This window comes from Streptomyces sulfonofaciens (assembly GCF_014656295.1).
GTDB classification, from domain to species: Bacteria; Actinomycetota; Actinomycetes; order Streptomycetales; family Streptomycetaceae; genus Streptomyces; species Streptomyces sulfonofaciens.
On the sequence record NZ_BNCD01000007.1, the window covers coordinates 1 to 20,015 of the forward strand.

General features: G+C 73.1%; 15 protein-coding genes, 1 rRNA gene and 1 pseudogene. 13 read left to right on the top strand and 4 right to left on the bottom strand.

Going from position 1 to position 20,015, the window contains the following annotated elements; all coding sequences use genetic code 11:
• From rrf to IE313_RS13360, 8 genes and pseudogenes are all read left to right on the top strand, one after another.
• Positions 1–75, top strand: a 5S ribosomal RNA gene (gene rrf / locus IE313_RS13325); the annotation flags it as partial.
• Positions 76–148: 73 nt separating this feature from the next.
• Positions 149–895: an HAD family hydrolase gene (locus IE313_RS13330; protein WP_189931653.1), complete on the top strand. Its 747-nt coding sequence runs from the start codon at positions 149–151 to the stop codon at positions 893–895.
• Positions 896–948: 53 nt separating this feature from the next.
• Positions 949–2,262: an MFS transporter gene (locus IE313_RS13335; protein WP_189931655.1), complete on the top strand. Its 1,314-nt coding sequence runs from the start codon at positions 949–951 to the stop codon at positions 2,260–2,262.
• On the top strand, positions 2,231–3,403 hold the full coding sequence (locus tag IE313_RS13340; protein ID WP_189931658.1) for an acetoin utilization protein AcuC: 1,173 nt from the start codon (positions 2,231–2,233) through the stop codon (positions 3,401–3,403). Before IE313_RS13335 ends, IE313_RS13340 begins: the two co-directional genes overlap by 32 nt.
• A 1,055-nt stretch (positions 3,404–4,458) precedes the next feature.
• Positions 4,459–4,668, top strand: coding sequence for a helix-turn-helix domain-containing protein (locus IE313_RS13345; RefSeq protein WP_093781815.1), 210 nt, complete (start codon positions 4,459–4,461; stop codon positions 4,666–4,668).
• A gap of 202 nt (positions 4,669–4,870) precedes the next feature.
• Positions 4,871–4,969, top strand: coding sequence for a 30S ribosomal protein bS22 (locus IE313_RS13350; protein WP_003948845.1), 99 nt, complete (start codon positions 4,871–4,873; stop codon positions 4,967–4,969).
• Between the two features lie 236 nt (positions 4,970–5,205).
• Positions 5,206–6,294 (top strand): NAD-dependent epimerase/dehydratase family protein, encoded by a 1,089-nt coding sequence (locus tag IE313_RS13355; RefSeq protein WP_189931660.1) that lies wholly within the window; start codon positions 5,206–5,208, stop codon positions 6,292–6,294.
• 780 nt (positions 6,295–7,074) lie between these two features.
• Positions 7,075–7,908 (top strand): annotated as a pseudogene (locus tag IE313_RS13360) (lysophospholipid acyltransferase family protein); the annotation flags it as partial.
• Between the two features lie 94 nt (positions 7,909–8,002).
• Here the strand turns inward: IE313_RS13360 and IE313_RS13365 are convergent.
• The 4 genes from IE313_RS13365 to IE313_RS13380 form a co-directional block, all read right to left on the bottom strand.
• Positions 8,003–9,433 (bottom strand): hypothetical protein, encoded by a 1,431-nt coding sequence (locus IE313_RS13365; RefSeq protein ID WP_189931662.1) that lies wholly within the window; start codon positions 9,431–9,433, stop codon positions 8,003–8,005.
• A 147-nt stretch (positions 9,434–9,580) separates the two neighbouring features.
• The gene (locus IE313_RS13370; protein ID WP_189931663.1) at positions 9,581–10,798 is read right to left on the bottom strand and encodes a DUF5667 domain-containing protein; all 1,218 of its coding nucleotides are present in this window, start codon (positions 10,796–10,798) and stop codon (positions 9,581–9,583) included.
• A 458-nt stretch (positions 10,799–11,256) separates the two neighbouring features.
• Positions 11,257–12,081 carry an ECF subfamily RNA polymerase sigma factor, BldN family gene (locus IE313_RS13375; protein WP_189931665.1) on the bottom strand — a complete coding sequence of 275 codons (825 nt, stop codon included), beginning with the start codon at positions 12,079–12,081 and terminating at the stop codon, positions 11,257–11,259.
• A 557-nt stretch (positions 12,082–12,638) separates the two neighbouring features.
• Positions 12,639–13,550 carry an HAD family hydrolase gene (locus IE313_RS13380; RefSeq protein ID WP_189931667.1) on the bottom strand — a complete coding sequence of 304 codons (912 nt, stop codon included), beginning with the start codon at positions 13,548–13,550 and terminating at the stop codon, positions 12,639–12,641.
• Positions 13,551–13,661: 111 nt separating this feature from the next.
• On the opposite strand from IE313_RS13380, the gene IE313_RS13385 reads away from it, so the two are divergent.
• From IE313_RS13385 to IE313_RS13405, 5 genes are all read left to right on the top strand, one after another.
• The gene (locus tag IE313_RS13385) at positions 13,662–13,940 is read left to right on the top strand and encodes a glutaredoxin family protein (protein ID WP_189931669.1); all 279 of its coding nucleotides are present in this window, start codon (positions 13,662–13,664) and stop codon (positions 13,938–13,940) included.
• Positions 13,941–14,336: 396 nt separating this feature from the next.
• A complete protein-coding gene (locus IE313_RS13390) occupies positions 14,337–15,194 on the top strand; it encodes a redox-sensing transcriptional repressor Rex (RefSeq protein ID WP_189931671.1) in 858 nt (285 codons plus the stop codon).
• Positions 15,191–17,011: a glutamyl-tRNA reductase gene (locus IE313_RS13395; protein ID WP_189931673.1), complete on the top strand. Its 1,821-nt coding sequence runs from the start codon at positions 15,191–15,193 to the stop codon at positions 17,009–17,011. The genes IE313_RS13390 and IE313_RS13395 overlap by 4 nt, the downstream gene beginning before the upstream one ends.
• Entirely contained in the window at positions 17,008–18,060 is a 1,053-nt protein-coding gene (gene hemC, locus IE313_RS13400) for a hydroxymethylbilane synthase (RefSeq protein WP_189931675.1), read from the top strand. Before IE313_RS13395 ends, hemC begins: the two co-directional genes overlap by 4 nt.
• A gap of 152 nt (positions 18,061–18,212) precedes the next feature.
• Positions 18,213–19,898, top strand: coding sequence for a bifunctional uroporphyrinogen-III C-methyltransferase/uroporphyrinogen-III synthase (locus IE313_RS13405; RefSeq protein ID WP_373316986.1), 1,686 nt, complete (start codon positions 18,213–18,215; stop codon positions 19,896–19,898).
• Positions 19,899–20,015: the final 117 nt, after the last annotated feature.

The window sequence follows — 20,015 nt, forward strand, 5'->3', positions numbered from 1 at the left end:
AACCCGGAAGCTAAGCCTTTCAGCGCCGATGGTACTGCAGGGGGGACCCTGTGGGAGAGTAGGACGCCGCCGAACTCCTTTTGAAAGAGCCCTTGTACCGGGTCCGCCCGGTACAAGGGCTCTTTGTCGTACCGTCTACTGTCAGGTCATGCGCTACGACCTGGTCATCTTCGACAACGACGGTGTGCTCGTCGACAGTGAGCCGATCTCCAACCGGATTCTCGCCCAGTACCTGACCGAGCTGGGACACCCGACCAGCTACGAGGACTCGCTGCGCGACTACCTGGGCGGCGCCGTGCACCGTGTCCACGACCTCGTCCTCGAAAGGTCCGGCCGGCGGCTTCCCGAAGACTTCGACGAGGGCTACCACGCCCGTGTGTTCGCCGCGTTCGAAAAGGAGCTGGACGTCGTCCCCGGTGCTCCGGAGGTCCTGGCGCAGCTCGCGCGTGCCGGCGTCGCCTACTGTGTCGCCTCCTCCGGAAGCCATCAACGGATCCGCGTCGGGCACCGCAAGACCGGGCTGGACCACTGGTTCGACGACGGCCGCATCTTCAGCTCGCAGGACGTCGGGCGGGGCAAACCGGCGCCGGACCTCTTCCTCCACGCGGCCGCACGCATGGGCGTGCCTGCCGAGCGGTGCGCGGTCGTGGAGGACAGCCCGCTCGGCGTCCAGGCTGCGCTCGCGGCCGGAATGGACGTCTACGGGTTCACCGCGATGACCCCGGCCGAGCGGCTCGTGAGGGCCGGCGCCCGGCAACTCTTCGACGACATGGCACTGTTGCCGGACCTGCTGCTCCCGGATCCGCCCGGCACCGTCGCAGGGAAGGGCCCGGGCACCATCGCGGCGACGGGCGGGGCGGAACCAGCCTCCCCCGCCCCCACTGCGGTGGAATGACATCGCCTGACACATCTACCCGGAGGTAGCCCGGAGGCTTACGCTGTGCCGCCATGACGGAAGTGCTGCGGCGCGGCAGGGCCTGCCTTGCGTTCGCCTTCTTCGTTCAGGGCACCGCCTTCGCGCTGCTTGTGACCCGCATTCCCGCGATCCAGGATCGGTACGGGGTGGCCGACGCGCTGCTGCCCGCCTTCCTCGCGGCGGTTCCGGTGCTCGCGGGGGTGGGCAGCGTGACCACCGAGCGTCTGGTGCGGCGGGTGCGGCCCAGCCGCATCCTGCGCTGGTCGCAGCCCCTGGTCCTGCTGGCGCTGCTGGGCGCCGGAGCAGGGCACCGGATGTGGCAGGCGGCCGTCGCGCTCGGCCTGTTCGGGCTCTTCGTGGGCGCGCTGGACGCGTCGATGAACATGCTGGGAGTGAGCCTCCAGCATGCGTACGGCCGCAGCATCATGCTGGGGTTCCACGCGGCGTACAGCCTCGGCGGCATCCTGGGAGCTTCGATCGCCTGGGCGGGCGCCCACTGGCAACTGCCGCTGCCCGCCACGTACCTTCCGGTCGTACTGGTGCTGCTGCCGGCCGCGCTCGTCGGCAGCGGGTGGTATGTCGACGGGCCCGGGCACACCGCGGGGCACCGGCCGCCGACCACGTCGCCGCCGTCCCCCGGGACCTCCCCCGGCGCACCCGAGCCCCCCGAACCCCTGGCGTCCCCCGACTCGCCGGGGTCCCCCGGGCCCCCCGCCGCCGGCCCCCAGGCCCCCGTGGCGTTCGCGCTGCTGCTGCCCTTCTGCCTGGTGATGGCGTTCGCTTACATCGGGGACTCGACGGTGTCCAACTGGAGCGCGAAGTACCTCCAGGACGTGCTGGGCGGCTCGGAGCAGCTTTCGACGCTGCCGTACAACGTCTACATGGCGATGACGCTGCTCGGCCGTGCCCTCGGGGACCTAGGCGTCCGCAGGTTCGGAGCGGTCGCGGTGGTGCGGTGCGGCACGCTGGTCGCCGCGCTCGGATTCGCCGTGGTGGCCGGGGCGCCCGGCGCCTGGACGGGCATCCTGGGCTTCACCCTGCTGGGCCTCGGGCTCTGTGTGCTGGTGCCCCAGACCTTCGCCGCGGCGGGACGGCAGGCCGCCGAGCGGCACGGGCCCGGCGCCTCGGACGCGGCCGTCGCACGGCTCAACGTCTTCAACTACGTCGGCTTCCTCGTGGGTTCTCCGCTGGTCGGGGCGCTCGGCGACGCCTGGGACTACCGGGCGGCGATGCTGGTCCCCATGGTGCTGGTGCTCGTGACACTGTGCTACGCCGCGTCGTTCGCCTCCGGCCCCGCCCGATACGGTGGCGGGCATGAGCGGCCGCGCACAGTTGATGTGGGATGACGCAGTATCGGGTTACGACTTCGGTCCGGGGCACCCCATGGACCCGATCCGGCTCGGCCTGACCCGCAGTCTCATCGCGGCCTTCGGGCTCGACCGTGAGCTGAAGGTGGTCGGTGCCCGCCCGGCGGGGGAGTCCACCCTCCGGCTCGTGCACCGCGACGACTACATCGACGCGGTCAAGGCCGCCTCCGCGGATCCCTCGGCAGCCCGCGGGTCGTACGGGATCGGCACCCTCGACGATCCCGCCTTCGCCGGGATGCACGAGGCGTCGGCGCTGATCGCCGGCCAGTCGGTGAGCGCCGCGGAGGCCGTCTGGCGCGGCGAGGCGCTGCACGCCGTGAACTTCGCCGGCGGCCTGCACCACGCCATGCCCTCGGCCGCCTCCGGCTTCTGCGTCTACAACGACCCGGCGCTCGCCATCGCCCGGCTCCTTGAGCTGGGCGCGGAACGCGTCGCGTACGTGGACGTCGACGTCCACCACGGCGACGGTGTGCAGACGGCCTTCTGGGACGATCCCCGCGTACTGACCATCTCGCTGCACGAGCACCCCCGCACGCTCTTTCCCGGCACCGGCTGGCCCGAGGAGAGCGGCGGAGAGCGGGCCGAGGGCTCGGCGGCGAACGTGGCGCTGCCGGCCGGCACCGGCGACGCGGGCTGGCTGCGCGCGTTCCATGCCGTGGTGCCCGAGCTGTTGGCCGATTTCCGCCCTCAGGTGCTGGTGACCCAGCACGGTGCGGACACCCACTTCGAGGACCCGTTGGCGCACCTCGCGGTGTCGCTCGACGCCCAGCGTGCGGTGCAGCTCGCCTGCCACGACCTGGCGCACGAGCATGCCGAGGGGCGGTGGATCGCGCTCGGCGGCGGCGGGTACTCCGTGGTCGACGTGGTACCGCGGTCCTGGACGCACCTCGTGGCCATCGCCGCGGGACGGCCGATCGACCCCGAGGAGCAACTGCCGGAGGAGTGGCGGGCCGAGGTGTCCGCCCGAGGCCGCGGCATGGTGCCGGGGCGGATGACGGACGGGCGCCGACCGGTGTCCTGGGCGGCCTGGGAGGACGGCTACGACCCGGCCGCCCGCCTCGACCAGGCGATCCGCGCGACCCGCGGTGCGGTGTTCCCGCTGCGCGGCATGCTGCCCTAGCGGAGGCCCACCGGCCTTGGCGGGAGGCCACGGGTTCTGGAAGCCACGGGCCTTGGCGGGAGCCCGCGGGCCCTGGCGGGAGCCACCGGCTCCGGAGGGCGTCGCCCGCTCCGGCGGGGACGGGCTGCCTGGGTGGGATGCGGCCGCCCGGGCGGATGCGGCCTGTCCCGGCGGGACAGCCTGTCCCGGCGGATGCCGCGGCGCCCGCCCCGCGATCGTGCGTCCCGCGGTTGTGCGTCCCGCGGTCGTGCGTCCCGCGGCGCACGAGCTTTCCCGAACCCGGTGCCCAGGGTCGTGCGATACGGCAGCATCGGGGGCGTGCCGGTGGTGCAGAGGGCCCGCGGCGGCCCGGGAAGCACCGCGCGTGACCCGCTCGCGAACACACACACCCGAACGTCCCCGCCCACCCCGGCGCCCCGCCCACCGACGCCCGCCACGGCCCCCTCCTCCGCCCTCCTCCGCCCTCCTCAGCCCCGTCGTGCAGACACTTTGTCGGCGCTGTGAGGTCATGTTCTCGTACTGTTGCAGGGCAGAAGTGTCGACAAAACGACCCAGTTCGTCCTACGCATCTGCAATCTCCTTGACGTACGGGCAGTCGCTCTGGCGCGCGAACCCGGCGCACGCCCCGTCGCGAGTGAGACCGGCGCACACACCCGTCCACCGCATCCCGTGCGCCTCGCCCCGCCCCGTCGTCGCAGTCCCGGGTGGCCCGTCGGCGGTGTGGTCGTCAGTCGTCACGGAGGGTTTCCCGGCAGGTCAGTGCTGGTGTCGCGGTAACCGGGCGGCAGTGGCGGGGACTTCGCCAGGGTGCGCCGGCGCGAGCGGAGTGCCACTTTCCGGCTCGGCCGCGGTCGACGGCGTCGTACGTCCGGCGTCCACCAGGCGCCTACACGCTATGTACTCAAACGGGCGTGTCTGTCACAGTAGGCGGCTGAATGCTGCTCCTCTTCCCCACTCGCATCACCCGCCCCTACTCTGGGGAGTGAGCGCACAGCGACGAGGAGTCACCGGAGGGGAAGCCGGTGCCCGTCATGTGCGGAAGGTTCAGGTGTGTCATGGCTGCTGGCGAGAGGCCTCTGAACGAGGTTCAGTTCCTGACCGTGGCGGAAGTCGCCTCGGTGATGCGTGTGTCGAAGATGACCGTGTACCGGTTGGTGCACAGCGGTCATCTGCCCGCGATCCGGGTGGGGAGGTCCTTCCGAGTCCCGGAGCAAGCGGTTCACGAGTACCTTCGCGAGTCCTATGTGGGGGTGGAGACGGCCTGACGACGGACGTCCCGGATTCCGGGGGGCCTCTCGGGTGCCCCTCGGGATCCACTCCGAAGGCTTGCCGACCCCTCGATTGGAGCCCTGGCGCCATGGCGGGGTAGGCTAGTCCCTCGTAGGTCGTGTGGGCCCCAATGCAGCCCCGCACCGTGTGATTGTCCCCGCCCAGCGGGGGTTGTCCGAGAAGTGAGCGAGGGTCGACGTGGGCTCAGTTATCAAGAAGCGGCGCAAGCGGATGGCGAAGAAGAAGCACCGCAAGCTGCTCAAGCGCACGCGCGTTCAGCGTCGCAACAAGAAGTAGCGACTGCTGGACCAAGCGCGCTCTGTGGCCCTCCCACCATCGGTGGGAGGGCCACAGCCGCTTGCGTTCCGATAACGTCTCGCCCGCGCCGTCCCCTACGGGCCCCGCGTGGCGGTAGGACGGTAGGGCGGCGTGCGGCCGGGGCGGCGCGGCGCCGGGGCGGTGCGCCGGGGGACGGCGTACGGTCTGCACCACACGGCACGGTGCTCCGCGGAGCGGGAAGGCAGGCGCTGATCTTGGGCAGGATCGTGCTCGTGACCGGGGTGGCCCGGCAGCTCGGCGGCCGTTTCGTACGGCGCCTGGTGCGGGACCCCGAGGTGGAACGCGTCATCGCGGTGGACGCGGTCGCGCCCGAGCACGAGCTGGACGGCGCCGAGTTCGTCGCGGCGGACATACGCCAGCCCGCCATCGCGCGGGTGCTCGCCGAGTACGCCGTCGACACCGTCGTGCACATGGACGTCTCGGGCACCGCGCTCGGCGGCGGCAGCCGGGCCGCGGTCAAGGAGACCAACGTCATCGGCACCATGCAGTTGCTCGGTGCCTGCCAGAAGTCGCCCACCGTCGAGCGCCTGGTGGTGAAGTCGTCCACGAACGTCTACGGCTCCGCACCCCGTGACCCCGCCGTCTTCGGCGAGAGCACGCCTCCCAAGTCGCTGCCCGGCGGCGGCTTCGCCAAGGACGCCGTCGAGGTCGAGGGCTACGTCCGGGGCTTCGCGCGGCGCCGGCCCGATGTCGCGGTGTGCATCCTGCGCTTCGCGAACATCCTCGGCCCCACCGGCGACACCCCGCTCGCCGAGTACTTCTCGCTGCCCGTGCTGCCGACCGTCTTCGGCTACGACCCGCGGTTGCAGTTCGTGCACGAGGACGACGTGCTGGACGTGCTGGGCCTGGCCGCCCACGGGGCCGAGCCGGACGCGCCGAGCAGCGGCACGTTCAACATCGCGGGTGACGGGGTCCTGCTGCTGTCGCAGTGTGCGCGCCGCCTCGGTCGCCCCACCGTGCCCGTCCTGCTGCCCGCCGTCACCTGGGCCGGTGCGGCGCTGCGGACCATCGGTCTTACGGACTTCTCGCCCGAGCAACTGCGGCTGCTCACGCACGGCCGGGTCGTGTCGACCCGGCGGATGCGCGAGACCCTGGGATTCACCCCCCGGTACAGCACCGTCGAGACCTTCGCGGAGTTCGTCCGTGTCCGCGGCACCGGCCTGCTGCCGCCCGAGACCGTCGAGGCGGCCGTCGACCGGGTGGCCGCGCTGCCCTTCCTGGCCCGGGCGGCGGCGCGGACGGCCGGTGGACCGGGCCCGGCCAGTGCCGACCAGCGTCGATAGAGGAGCGCAGCAACAATGGCGGACGCCAAGGTCATTCCGTTCGACGACGACCGGTCACGCGGGGGCGCACAGCGCTCAGGCCGCCGCCGCGGCGGCCAGCCGGCGGCGTCCGACACGGCACGCGGCGGTGAGGCCCGCGGCAGGCGGAACACCCGCGAGTCCCGGAACGCGCCCGGCACGGACGGCACGGAGGACGCGAGCGAGCTGAACGGCGCAGACAGCCGAGACAGCCCAGACGACACGAGCGGCACGAACAGCACGGGCGACGCCGCGGGCACTGCGGGCCCGGACGGAACGCGAACCACCGGCGACAGCGGCGACACCGGCGCGCCGGGACCGGTGGGCGAGGTCGCTACCCTGCCCGGACAGCAGGCCCGCCGCACGGGGGCCCGCGCCGGCTCCGCGGCGGCCCCGGCCCCCGGCACGCGCAAGGACCGCGAGCCCCGCCGGCCGGCCCGCCGCCCGAAGCGCCGGGACGAGTCTACGGACGGGGCCGGCGGCAGCTCTTCCGGCCGGGGCGGCGCCACCGGCGCATCCAGCACCCCGGGCGCCGGCACCCGGCCCGACGCGCCCGACACGCAGGCCGACGCGGGCACCGGCTCCACCGCCGGCACCGCGCCCGGCAAGGACGTCCCGCCCGACCTGCACGCCGTGCCCTCCGGACCGAGCGTGTCCGGCCGGCCCACCGGGGGCGACACGTCCGCCGCGGCCACGGGGGCCAGGGGGCCCACGGACACCGCGGGGCCCACGGACACCGCGGCCCGGGACTCGGGCGACCGCTGGGAGCGGCGTCTGGCGAGCGGATTCGCCTTCCTGCGCCGCCGGCTCACCGGTGACTACGAGGTCGACGACTTCGGCTACGACGCCGAACTCACCGACCAGGTGCTGATGTCCGTGCTGCGGCCCCTGTACGAGAAGTACTTCCGGGTCGACGTCAAAGGCATCGAGAACATTCCGTCCGAGGGCGGGGCGCTGATCGTCGCCAACCACTCCGGAACCCTGCCGCTGGACGGCCTGATGATGCAGGTCGCCGTGCACGACCACCATCCCGAGGGCCGCCATCTGCGACTGCTCGCGGCCGATCTGGTCTTCATGCTGCCCGTGGTCAACGAACTCGCCCGCAAGGCCGGCCACACGCTGGCCTGCGCCGAGGACGCGGAAGCGCTGCTCGGGCGCGGTGAGCTGGTGGGTGTGATGCCGGAGGGCTTCAAGGGCCTGGGCAAGCCGTTCGCCGAGCGCTACAAGCTCCAGCGGTTCGGGCGGGGCGGCTTCGTCTCCACGGCGCTGCGTGCCGGCGCCCCGATCGTGCCCTGCTCGATCGTCGGGGCCGAGGAGATCTACCCGATGATCGGCAACGCCAGGACGGTCGCCAGGCTCCTCGGCTTCCCGTACTTCCCGATGACCCCCACCTTCCCGTGGCTGGGGCCGCTGGGCGCGGTACCGCTGCCGACGAAGTGGACGATCCAGTTCGGCGAGCCGATCGAGACCGACGGGTATCCGCCGGAGGCCGCCGAGGACCCCATGCTGATGTTCAACCTCACCGACCAGGTGCGGGAGCAGATCCAGCACACGCTGTACCGGCTGCTGGTGCAGCGCAGGTCGGTCTTCTTCTGAACGGGCCGCGGCACGGCGGGGCGGGGCACGAAAGGGCCGCGGCACGCCGGGCCGGGTCCGCGAGCCCGGTCCCCGTGGGCCCCGTGGCGCACGCTCACCGTATCCGGCTCACGCGCTCCCGCAGCCAGAACGGTCTGCCGCCGCGCAGGCGGGGGAAGCGGCGCAGGTCCTCGCGGTACTGGCGCCGGGTCGGCGGCCGCTGCCAGGTGGGCGGCACGAGGTCGTGCCCGTCGCGGAAGGTGACGCGCCAGGGCCGTGCGCCGGGGTCCGCGCGCCGGGTGGCCGGCTCCTCGTCGACGGTCAGGGTCTGGACGTACGGCGCTCCTTCCCCGGCGCGGTAGGCCGCCTCGCGCAGCCGCCACAGGGCCGCGAGCTCGGGGAAGCCGGTGAGCTGGAGGACGGTGTGCTGTGGGTCCTGGGGCGCCTCGCCGACCGGGTCCCAGCGGCGGGCTGCGGGCGGGTCCACCTCGAGCTGGACCTCCTGGTGGCCCAGGACGGCGCGGTGCTCCAGCAGCAGTGTCCGCCACGGGCCGGGCGCACAGGCCACCGCGGCTGCCGCGATCCGGTCCTTCAGGGCGCGCTCCTCCTCGTCCGGGAGCGGCCGCTCGTGGGCCCGCATCGCGCGCAGCCGCTCCGGGCGGGGCTTCCTGCCCGGGAGCATGCCGCGGTCGCCGCTGTAGGAGAACGGGACCACCAGGAACCGGACGGTGAGCGCGGTGAACCGGTCGCTGTTGTAGTACGTGCAGGCGATCACCCAGAACTCGAACGCGAAGGACACGTCGGCGGCCGTCCGGGCGAACTTCACGGGGCTGTGGTCCGCGAGCCATGCGCCGAGGGTGTTCTCCCTGCCCAGCGCGGCGGCCAGCAGCCACTGGAGGACCCCTTCCACGGCCAGGACGGCGACGAACCAGAGGACACAGGTGACGACGGCGAGGGGCGCGCCGAGCCAGGCCGGGGCCCGTTGCGTCCAGTAGCCGTAGGTGTGGCTGGGCACCCAGGTCAGGGCGGTCTCGACGGCACCGGGGAGCAGGGTCGCGTAGCCGGCGAGGATCGCGAAGGCGGCGGTGTTGAGCAGATGGCGCAGGATGCTGAGGGGGTTTCGGGTGAAGGGCCACTCGGGGCGGAAGCCCACCATGGCGCTGCCGCACTGGACCAGCAGGGCGAGCACTGCCCCGGCCACCGAGAACAGGGCGACGCCAGCATGGAAACCGGGATGTTCCTGGAGGCGTGAGGAGATGAAGTAACCGACGAATCCGGAGGCGGCGCACCGGGCGAGCCAGGCCGCGGAGATCAGCAGCCGACCGGCCGTCACCGTGGCCGCGGAGCGTGGCACCGCCTGGTCGGGCGGGGGCCGCATGGGGGGCCAGGCCAGCAGCAGGATCGAGGTCACGATCAGGGCGATGGCGAGCGAGAGGTGCGCTCTGCCCTGGCCGTGCACGTCGCCGAACGCCGAGTAGATGCCCAGTGCGATCAGGGCGAGCACGCCGAGGACGAACGCTGCGCCGCGTGCCCCCCGCCCCGACATCCCCTCATGGTAACGCCACCCCGGGCCGACGGACTTGGAGTTGCGGAGGGGATCGGGGGCCGGACGAGGCGGGACGCGCCGGGGCCACCGCCCTCTGGTGGACGGTGGCCCCGTGCCGTGCCGGGCGCCGGTGCGCACCGGGTCCGGTTACTTCTCCTGGCCGCCCTGGCCGTCGATGCCGAGCCCCAGGACTCCGGGGAGGAGGGGCGGCAGGGTGATGTCGGGCTCGGGCGTGGTGCTCCTGCCGCCCTTGGCCGAGGGGCTCGGGGGGTCGATGTCGCCGGTCGGCGGGGTGAGGATGCCGCCGGGGGAGCTGCCGAGGATGCCGCCGCCGGTGCCGGACCCCGAGGTGGACGGCTCGGGGCCACTGGTGCGGTCCCGGTCGCCGCTCCTGGAACCGCCGGGCGTCGAGGGCTCGGGGTTGCCCGAGCCGGACGGGCCGCCGGAGCCCTGGCCGCCGGAGGGCCGCCGCGAGCCGGGGCCCTGGGTGGGGGTGCGCGGCAGCAGCGGGCGGAGCGGGTCCACTTCCTGGTCTATGGCGTCGAAGACCGAGGTGACCTGGTCGCGGACGTCGCCGAGCTGGACGGGAAGCTTGTCGCGCAGGGCGGTCCAGCTATCGCGGTGCGACTGGGAGAACGAGGACAGGGCCTGGATGGGCGCCAGCGAGCCGTCGCGCCGGTAGGCGGCGAAGAGCAGGCGGTGGCCTTCGGAGGCGTCGTGCCGCATGCCGGACAGGGCGTGCCTGACCTCCGAGACGGACTCCGTGTCGAGGGGGCCCGAGCGGCCTCGCTCCATGAGCCTGCGGGCCTCGTTCAGCCGGGTGGATGCCTGGCCGAGGTAGATCTCGCCTCGGGTGGAGTCGCTGTCGGCGAGGCCGAGCCTGACGTCCTCCATGCCGCGCTTGAGGCCGTAGAGGGAGTCGCCGGGGAGCGCGTCGGTGCTGGCCGCGGCGACGCCGCCGAAGGCTCCCGCGGCCACCCCTACGGTGAGCCCGCCCGCGGCGAGCCCCTTGGTGAGGCGGGTCCGGGGGCGCAGCCCGCGCAGCGGCCTGGCCCGGTGGGACTTCCGCCCGGCGGAGCGCTGCTCGGGAACGGCGGGGTCGGTGGCCTCGCCCGGGGCCGTGCCGCCGTGCTCCAGGGCCTCCATGGCGGCGACGAGCCGTGCGCGCTGGACGGCCTTGACGTCGCGCTCCAGCTCCGGCCTCGGCAGGTCGGCGAGACTGCCGGCCAGGGCCAACATGCAGCTCTGCTCGGTGCGTTCGCCCGGCTCTTCGGGGCGCTCGGCAGCGGTGCCCCGGGCGGATCGCTCCTCCAGGGCCTGGGCGAAGGCGTTCGCCCGCCGGTGTGCCGATACGTTCGCGATCACTGGCGGCACCTCCTCTCGTCATGACGGTCGACTCCCCAGGGGGTCCTGGGGGTTGCAGCGCCCGACCAGGCTCACACGATCGAGTGAGCCTGGGCAGAGGGCGTGCAACCGCAGGGAGCCTGCATCTCGCACAACGAGTGGCGCGGCACATGGGTTACGGACGAAAGATGATCGGATCGTGCCGCCAAGTGTCTTTCACCGTAAGTGAATTGGCAATTGCTCTCCGTGTGAGCGGTTTCCGTCCGTACCGGGTGGGAGGCGGTGGGTGACGGGAGGGCGGGTGCCCGGGCGGCCTCGGTGGGAGGCTGGGCCGTGCGGGGACGGTGGCGGTGATGAGGGTGATGAGGGTGATGAGGGTCGTGAGAGTGGTGGGGGCGGAGAGGGTGGTGGGCTTGGCGGGGGTGCCGGGTGCTGTGGGGTGGTCTGCCCCGGGCGCCGCGGGGACCGGGTGGGGCGGCTCAGCGGGCGTCGTCGGGGAGGAGGCGGGCGAGGGTGCGGACCGCGCGGTACTGGAGGGTCTTGATGGCGCCTTCGTTCTTCCCCATGACGCGGGCCGTCTCGGCGACGGAGAGGCCCTGGAGGAAGCGCAGGGTCACGCACTCCTGCTGCTGGGGGTTGAGACGGCGCACCGCGTCGAGCAGGGCGGCGTTGGACAGGGATTCGAGGACGGAGTCCTCGGGGCTGCGCTCGACCTCGTTGGCGTCGAGCATCTCGCCGGTGGTGACTTCCAGGCGGAAGCGGCTGGACTTGAAGTGGTCGGCGACCAGGTTGCGGGCGATGGTGACGAGCCAGGCGCCGAAGTCGCGGCCCTGCCAGGTGAAGGTGCCGATGCGGCGCAGTGCGCGCAGAAAGGTCTCGCTGGTCAGGTCCTCGGCGGTGGCCTTGCCGCCGACGCGGTAGTAGATGTAGCGGTAGACGGTGTCGCTGTACTGGTCGTAGAGGCGCCCGAACGCCTCGGCCTCGCCGGCCTGGGCGCGCTCGACCAGCTCCATCATCCGGGCGCTGTCGCTGTCGGCGGCCGGGCGCCGCGTGGTGGTGGGGGCGGCGGCCTGGGTGGCACGGCCTCGGCGGCCGACGGCCGCGCTGCCGTCGGCCAGGGCGTAGCACGGCCCGGTGGGCCCGGTGGGGTGGGGCGCGGTACGGGTGGGGGCGGCGGGCACGGCGTACGCGGTGGGGGCGGCGTACGCCGTGCGGACGGTGGGGACGAAGCCGCGCAGACAGTCGAGGACTGTGTCGCGCAGCGTAGCCAGGCCCGAGGCGTCAACCCCGACGTGTGGGTACACAAGACTCCCAGAGGCAGAGCTTCCATCACGTGCAGTACGGGACCATTCACCCGTCGTGGCGACGCGTGGGTACCGGTATTCGTCTGAGGAGAATAACGCTTCGTACAGGCAGCACTACACCCAGTTGCTCAAAGTATCGGTTCCGTCGCTTCTGTTATCGATCGACGACCGTTTAAGTAGCAATCGGTGACCGAATGTTGATCGTTTTGGTTCAGGTTCGGTCTGGTTCCGAGGTGTGTTGTGGTCGAGTGGTACCAACGCGACTGGCGGGGGGCGTGCGGGGGTGAAGCAGCAAGATTGCGGCGTGTCCGTGCTTGTGTCGGATTGTGTGCCCTTGCGCCGTACGGACGCATGCGGCCGCCCCGGTGTTGGGCCGAACGGAGCGGGCGCTTGTACTCCGTACGGACGCCGGGTGCGGGGTGCACGGAGCGTGAACACCGCTCCGCCCCGTCGGCCTGCGGCCCCCTTCAGCCCGGGCTCCGCCCGCCTTCGGGCCGTCCGCCGGGGAGCCCCGCCCGTACCGCGTACCGCTTCCCCGGCCCCTGCCGGGGTGCGGTTCAGTGGCGGCGGCGGGAGAGGGCGATGGCGGCGGCCGTGCCGCCCGCCACCGCGCCCACGCCCGCGGCCGCGGGGATGCCGACCTTCGCTGCCTTGCGGGCCGTGCGGTAGTCGCGCAGCCGCCAGTCGTGTTCGCGGGCGTGTCTGCGCAGCTTGCCGTCGGGGTTGATGGCGTGCGGGTGGCCGACGAGGGAGAGCATCGGGATGTCGTTGTGCGAGTCGCTGTAGGCGGCGCAGCGCGACAGGTCCAGTGACTCGGCGACGGCGAGCGCCCGCACCGCCTCGGCCTTGGCGGGGCCGTGCAGCGGCTCGCCGACCAGCTTGCCGGTGTACACGCCGTCGACGGACTCGGCGACGGTGCCGAGCGCTCCGGTCAGGCCGAGCCTGCGGGCGATGATGGTGGCCGTCTCCACCGGCGCGGCGGTGACCAGCCACACCCGCTGCCCCGCGTCCAGGTGGGCCTGCGCGAGCGCGCGCGTGCCGGGCCAGATCCGCCCGGCAAGGTACTCGTCGTAGATCTCCTCGCCGATGGACATCAGCTCGGCGACCCGGTGCCCCTTGACGATCGAGAGGGCGGACTCCCGGACGTCCTGCATATGCTCCGGATCCTCGACCCCGGCCACCCGGAACCACGCCTGCTGCCAGGCGAACCGGGCCAGTTCGCGCCGCTGGAAGAACTTCCGCTTGTACAGGCCGCGACCGAAGTGGAAGAGCGCGGCGCCCTGCATCACGGTGTTGTCCAGGTCGAAGAAGGCGGCGGCCCGTTCGTCGCCGGCGACGGGGAAGGGCGCCGCGGTGTCCTCCTGTTCCCGGGAGGACTTGCGCGCTGCCTCGGCCGAGGCCTCGCCGGCGAGCACGCTCCGCGCGGTGGCGGGGCGCCTGCGGTGGGGGAGCCATCCTAGAGCGGACATGACGTGAGCATAGCCAGTTCGCGCGGCGCTCCGGAGACGGCCGGATCCGGGGTGCGTGAACTCTCCGCGACGAAACGTCGAATGCGTGCGCGGTGGGGTCAGAATGGAACCATGAGCCCCATGTTCCGGCGACCCGGGAAGAAGCCCCCCGAGGAGCGGGTCGTCACGCTGGTACGCAAGCCCGGCTGTCATCTGTGCGATGACGCGCAGGCGGTGGTCGAGAAGGTCTGCGCCGAGCTCGGGGCCACTTGGGAGCAGCGCGACATCACCCAGGACGAGGAGCTGCACCGCCGGTACTGGGAGCAGATCCCGGTCGTGCTGGTGGACGGCGCGCAGCACGACTTCTGGCGGGTCGACCCGGACCGGCTGCGCCGCGCGCTCACCACGTAGGCGGTGCGTCTCGGTTCGCGGCGTCCCGTACCGCGGCGTCTCGTATCGCGGACAGTGTTGACGCATCGCGGACAAGCGCTGACCTGCGTCGTGATGGAACAGTCACGGTACGAGGGCGTACGACGGCCCGGAAGCCGCTTACGATCGAAGGCGGTCTGATCTCGGGGGCGAGGATCGTGAGGAGTGTGTACGGCTTTGCCCCCATCAGTTGAGGAACGAAGCCGCCCGGGTGGCGGTTTCCCGCGCCCGTCCCGAGGGCGCGTGACCCCGGTCACGTTGGCCGGGCAATTCGGACACAATCTTTGTGCACGCGTTCACAAAGACATAGCCTGCATACGACGGGGCGGTCCTGGGACGTATGACCGCCCACAGCCCCGCTCTACCCGCAGGAGCATCGTGGCAACAGGCCGAACGCACCGACCGGCGACCCGCAGCCGAGGGATTCCCGAGGCCACCGTCGCCAGGCTTCCGCTGTACCTGAGGGCGCTCACCGCACTGTCGGAGCGCTCGGTTCCCACGGTCTCCTCCGAGGAGCTGGCGGCCGCCGCCGGCGTCAACTCCGCCAAGCTGCGCAAGGACTTCTCCTACCTCGGCTCCTACGGGACGCGCGGTGTCGGCTACGACGTCGAGTACCTCGTCTACCAGATCTCCCGCGAGCTCGGCCTCACCCAGGACTGGCCGGTTGTCATCGTCGGCATCGGAAACCTCGGCGCGGCCCTCGCGAACTACGGCGGATTCGCCTCCCGCGGCTTCCGGGTCGCCGCACTGATCGACGCCGATCCGGCGATGGCCGGCAAGCCGGTCGCGGGCATCCCGGTGCAGCACACCGACCAGCTCGAAACGATCATTCACGACAGCGGGGTGTCCATCGGCGTGATCGCCACCCCGGCCGGTGCGGCCCAGCAGGTGTGCGACCGGCTGGTGGCCGCGGGCGTGACCTCCATCCTGAACTTCGCGCCGACGGTCCTGTCCGTGCCGGACGGCGTCGACGTCCGCAAGGTCGACCTCTCCATCGAGTTGCAGATCCTCGCCTTCCACGAGCAGCGCAAGAACGGCGAGGAGCGCGACGAGCGCGCGGACCGGGACGAGCGCCCGCCGCGGGACACCGGCCAGGCCGTGGCCGCAACCGTCGCACCGGCCGCGGAGGCCGCGGGGCCCGGTGCGAACGCCGCACAGGGCCCGGTGGCCGGGGCGGTGCCGGGAGCGAGCCCGAAGGGGCCCGACGGGGACGTCCCCGCCGTGATGCCGGCATGAGCCTGCTCGTCGTCGGACTGAGCCACCGCAGCGCGCCGGTGAGCGTGCTGGAGCGCGCCGCGCTCTCCGCGGACGCCGCCGCCAAGCTGCTGCACGACACCGTCGAGGCGGAGCCGGCCGCGGCCGCCGCGGTGCTCGCCACCTGCAACCGCATCGAACTGTACGCGGACGTCGACAAGTTCCACGCCGGGGTCTCCGAGCTGTCCACGCTGCTCGCCCAGCACAGCGGTGTGGGCCTCGACGAACTCACTCCGTACCTGTACGTGCACTACGAGGACCGGGCCGTTCACCACCTGTTCTCGGTGGCCTGCGGCCTGGACTCGATGGTGGTCGGCGAGGGCCAGATCCTCGGGCAGATCAAGGACGCGCTGGCCACCGCGCAGGAGCTGCACACCGCGGGCCGCCTCCTCAACGACCTCTTCCAGCAGGCGCTGCGGGTCGGCAAGCGGGCGCACTCCGAGACCGGGATCGACCGTGCGGGCCAGTCGCTCGTCACCTTCGGCCTTGAGCAGCTCGCGGGCGCCGGCCCGGGCGCCGAGGCCGCGGTGCGCGCCTGGGCCGCGGGCAAGCGGGCCCTGGTGATCGGCGCGGGCTCGATGTCGTCGCTGGCCGCGGCCACGCTTTCCAGGGCGGGCGTCGCCGAGGTCGTCATCGCCAACCGCACGCACGCCCGCGCCAAGCGCCTCGCCCGGATCCTCAGCGAGAGCGTCGGCGAGGGCCCCGGTCCGCACGGCGGCACCAGGGCGGCGGCCCGCGCGGTCCGCATGGACCGGGTCGCCGACGAGCTGACACGTGCCGACGTGGTGGTGTCCTGTACCGGCGCCACCGGGCTCGTACTCACCGCCGAGGCCGTCGCGGCGGCCGTCGCCGACCGCCTGCCGCCCGGTGCCGCGGGACCGGGCGCTGCCGGCGGCGATGGCGCTGCCGCCGTCCGCGGCGCCGTCCCGGACGGCCGGACGGGGCACGCGGCGGGCCCGCAGGAGGCCGCGGGCCCCGCGGGCAAGGACGCCTGCCCCGTCGACATGGCCGCCGTGCAGGAGGCCGCCGCGGGCTTCTCCGTGCAGGGCGAGGCGGCCGTGGCCGGTATGGACGCCGCCGCGCTCGAACAGCACGCCGCCTGGGTCGACAAGGGCATAGGGGGTCCCGCCGCAGGTCGGACGGCCCCCGTGGTGCACGATCCGGCAGCCGACGCCGAGACCATCGTCGCGCTGGCCGCCGCGGCCGCCGCCGGCCGGGTGCCCGAGCGCCGCGGGCCCAGGCCGGAAGGGCCGGCCGCGCACCGTCCGCCGGTGCTCGCACTGCTCGACCTCGCCATGCCGCGCGACGTCGACGCCGAGGTGCACCGGATCGCCGGGGTCCGGCTCGTCGACATCGAGTCGCTGGCCGCGGCCTCCGCGGACGCCCCGATGGCGGCCGATGTGGACCAGGTGCGCGTCATCGTCTCCGACGAGGTCGCGGCCTTCGGCGCCGCCCAGCGTGCCGCGCGCATCACCCCGACGGTCGTCGCACTGCGTACCATGGCCGCCGATGTGGTGGCCGGCGAGATCGCCCGTCTGGACGGACGGTTGCCGGAGCTCGACGGTAAGCAACGCGCGGAGATCACCCAGACCGTGCGGCGCGTCGTCGACAAACTGCTGCACGCGCCGACCGTACGGGTCAAACAGCTTGCGGCCGAGCCCGGCGGCGCCGGGTACGCGGACGCGCTGCGGACCCTGTTCGACCTGGATCCGGAGACGGTCGCCTCCGTCTCCCGGGCCGAGCGGAACGATCTGAACGACGCCGACGTCAACGACGGCAAGAACCGAGGGCGAGCATGACCGACGGCATTATCCCGGGGGACATCCCCCCGACTCCGGGTCCTCCCGGGCAGGGTCCCGGGGCCCCCGGCGGGGGTGCGCACCCGGGCGCGCTGCGGCTGGGGACCAGACGCAGCAAGCTCGCCCTGGCCCAGTCGGGGCTGGTGGCCGAGGCGATACGCAAGGCGACGGGCCGACCCGTCGAACTGGTGGAGATCACCACCTACGGGGACACCTCGCGCGAGCAGCTTGCGCAGATCGGCGGCACGGGCGTCTTCGTGACCGCCCTGCGGGACGCGGTGCTGCGCGGTGAGGTGGACCTCGCGGTGCACTCCCTGAAGGACCTGCCGACCACCCAGCCCGAGGGGCTGACGCTGGCCGCCGTGCCGCGTCGCGAGGACCCGCGCGACGTGCTGGTCGCGCGCGACGGCCTCACCTTCGCGGGCCTGACCGCCGACGGGCCCCGGCCCGCCAGGATCGGCACCGGGTCGCCGCGCCGGATGGCCCAGCTCAACGCCTGCGCACGCGAGCACGGCACGGTGATCGAGGCCGTGCCGGTGCGCGGCAACGTCGACACCAGGATCGGCCTGGTGCACAGCGGTGAACTGGACGCCGTCGTCCTGGCCGCCGCCGGGCTCAGCCGCCTCGGCCGGCTGTCCGAGGTCACCGACTTCCTGTCGGTCGACACCGTTCTGCCCGCCCCCGGCCAGGGGGCGCTGGCGGTCGAGTGCGCGGCGTGGAACGCCCCCCTCGCCGCCGTGCTCGGCGAGCTCGACGACCCGTACACGCGGGCCGCCGTGACCGCGGAGCGGTCCCTGCTCGGCGCCCTGGAGGCCGGTTGCAGCGCACCTGTGGGCGCGCTGGCCGACCTGCTGGCCGACGGGCAGATTGTCAAGGAAATGCGCCTGCGCGGCGTCGTCGGCACCACCGACGGCACCACGCTGGTGCAGTTGTCCACCACCGGTCCCGTGCCCGAGTCACACGACCAGGCAGTGGCGCTCGGCCGTGAGCTCGCGGCCGGGATGCTCGCAAAGGGCGCGGCCGGTCTGATGGGGGAGCGAGCACTTTGAGCCCCACCACCTCGAACCATCCCACCCACTCCGCCCGCGGCGGCGCGGCCCCGAACGGAAGGGCCACCCCTCGCGGCCCCGGCGCCGCGAGGCAGCCCGGCACCGCACAGGGGCACGTCACCTTCCTCGGCGCCGGGCCCGGGGATCCGGGACTGCTGACGCTACGCGCCGTAGAGGCGCTGGCCAACGCTGATGTGCTGATCGCCGAGCCGGACGTGCTCGATGTGGTCCGGACGCACACCAGGGCCGGCATCACCGTCTGGGACACGGCCACGGCGGCACAGCCGGAGGCCCGCACGGGCACCGACCCTGCCGCAGGCCCGGGCACGGCCGACGCCGGCGAAACGGGCGCGCCCCAGCCCGCGGTCCTCAACGGCTCGCCTGTTGACGGCGCGTCAAAAACCGCTGGTGTCCCTGCTTTGAGGGATGCGGCCAATCTTGTCATGGCGGCCGCGCGGGGCGGCAAGCGGGTCGTCCGTGCGGTCGTCGGCGACCCCGGCCTCGACACCACCGCCGCCGACGAGATGCTGGTCTGCGCCGCGGGAGGCGTGCCCTTCGAGGTGGTGCCCGGCATCGCCACCGCGGTCGGGGTGCCCGCCTACGCGGGAGTGCCGCTGCGGGACGCGCAGGGCACGGACGTTCGGTTCGTCGACGCGCGCACCGCCCCCGAACGCTGCTGGACCGAGGTCGGCGCGTCGGACGGCACCGTCGTCGTCTCCGCCACCCTGGAGACGGTGGCCGCGGCGGCCGGTGAGCTGGTGGCCGCGGGCCGCAAGCCCGACACGCCGCTGACCGTCACCATCGCGGGCACGACCACGCGGCAGCGCACCTGGACCGCGACGCTCGGCACCATCGCGCAGACCCTCAAGCAGGCGAAGGTGCTGCCCTCGCCGGACGGCGCCAGGCCGGTGATAGCCGTGGTCGGCGAGCGGTCCGCGGCGGCCCAGCGCGAACAGCTCTCCTGGTTCGAGTCCAAGCCGCTGTTCGGCTGGAAGGTGCTCGTGCCGCGGACGAAGGAGCAGGCCGCGTCGCTCTCCGACCAGTTGCGCTCCTACGGCGCCGTGCCGCACGAGGTCCCGACGATCGCCGTCGAGCCGCCGCGCACCCCGCAGCAGATGGAGCGCGCCGTCAAGGGCCTGGTCACGGGGCGCTACGAGTGGATCGCCTTCACCTCGGTGAACGCGGTCAAGGCGGTGCGCGAGAAGTTCGAGGAGTACGGGCTCGACGCGCGCGCGTTCGCCGGGATCAAGGTCGCGGCGGTGGGTGAGCAGACCGCGAAGGCGCTGGTCGCCTTCGGTGTGAAGCCGGACCTGGTGCCGAGCGGCGAGCAGAGTGCCGCGGGCCTGCTGGAGGACTGGCCGCCGTACGACCCGGTCTTCGACCCGATCGACCGGGTGTTCCTGCCGCGTGCCGACATCGCCACGGAGACACTGGTCGCGGGCCTCGTCGAGTTGGGCTGGGAGGTCGATGACGTCACCGCGTACCGCACGGTCCGCGCGTCGCCGCCGCCCGCGGAGACCCGTGAGGCGATCAAGGGCGGCGGCTTCGACGCGGTCCTGTTCACCTCGTCGTCGACGGTGCGCAACCTCGTCGGCATCGCGGGCAAGCCGCACAACGTCACCGTGATCGCGTGCATCGGCCCCGCCACGGCCAAGACGGCCCAGGAGCACGGGCTGCGGGTGGACGTGATGTCTCCCGAACCGTCCGTGCACCGGCTCGCGGAGGCACTGGCGGAGTTCGGCACGGGACGCCGCGAGGCGGCGATGGAGGCCGGCGATCCGGTGACCCGGCCGAGTGAGCGCCGGCCCGGTTCCCGGCGCCGGCGGACGACTCCGTAGGCGTCCGGCGGCGCCCTGCCGCCGAGGGCCGCACCACGTGCGTGCCGCGTACGGCCCGCACCTGAGCCACGGTGCGGGCCGTACGGCGTTCCCGGGGCCGCCCCTGTGCCTCCCGCG